The 799-nt window shown below is 66.0% G+C and carries 3 protein-coding genes; 1 reads left to right on the plus strand and 2 read right to left on the minus strand.

Features of this window, described 5'->3' with window-relative positions:
• Together KVS67_RS14160 and KVS67_RS11510 are read right to left on the minus strand one after the other, a co-directional pair.
• Window positions 1–194: hypothetical protein (locus KVS67_RS14160; protein WP_254629355.1), on the minus strand; the 194-nt coding region annotated here is incomplete at its 3' end.
• A 53-nt stretch (window positions 195–247) separates the two neighbouring features.
• Window positions 248–520 carry a hypothetical protein gene (locus KVS67_RS11510; RefSeq protein WP_217565393.1) on the minus strand — a complete coding sequence of 91 codons (273 nt, stop codon included), beginning with the start codon at window positions 518–520 and terminating at the stop codon, window positions 248–250.
• A 52-nt stretch (window positions 521–572) separates the two neighbouring features.
• On the opposite strand from KVS67_RS11510, the gene KVS67_RS11515 reads away from it, so the two are divergent.
• Window positions 573–799 (plus strand): transposase (locus KVS67_RS11515; RefSeq protein WP_368669060.1); only part of this gene is annotated, 227 nt, incomplete at its 3' end.

Here is a 799-nt window from a genome sequence, read left to right on the forward strand (position 1 = left end):
AGCGCCTCCCCGAAGCCATACTGGCTTCGATGCGCTTCGTCGGCCACGACGACGACGTTGCGCCGGTCGGTCAGCACGGGGTTGGCATCGCCATCCGCACCGGGAGCGAACTTCTGCAGCGTCCAGGTCTTCTCCATGAGTCGGCTCAGGTTCAAAGCGACGTCCGTGGCCCAGGGCGTTTTCATAGGGGTCATCCTGCACCCTTCGGTGGCATGGGCGTGCAGCGGTGCGCCCGTCACCGGCCGGTTCAGTTCGTGAACCCGTAAGCCGTGTCCATCGGGAGCGAGCGGTCGCGAAGGCCTGCAAGGACGATCCGTTCATAGGCCGGCACAAGATCGGGCAGGTCGGTGAGCGGGAACCATCTCAGATCGGAGGTCTTCTCCGGCTCGCAGATCCGCGGCTCCCCCATCCACTCTTTGCAGGTCCAGAACCAGTCCACACGCTGCTCACGCATCAACCCGACGCCGTCCGTGCGCTGCATGACCGTGACCAGCTCGAGGCCAGCGGAGGCAATGTCCACGCCTAGGGCGTGTCTCCTAACCTGGTTTGGTGAACCACGGCATGCTTGAGCCGTGTCGCGAAATCGTGCTCTCTCGGATGCTGCCTGGGCTCGGATCGAGCCGTTCATGCCGGATGCTTCCGGCAAGGGCGGCCGTCCGTTCCGGGACCACCGCCGGGTGGTCGAGGGCATCGTCTGGCGGTTCCGGACCGGTTCGCCCTGGCGTGACCTGCCAGCGGAGTTCGGCCCCTGGCAGACAGCCTGGAAGCGACACCGCCGGTTCAGCGCGGATGGCACCTG

This window comes from Micrococcus sp. GbtcB5, from assembly GCF_019091605.1.
Lineage (GTDB): Bacteria > Actinomycetota > Actinomycetes > Actinomycetales > Micrococcaceae > Micrococcus > Micrococcus luteus.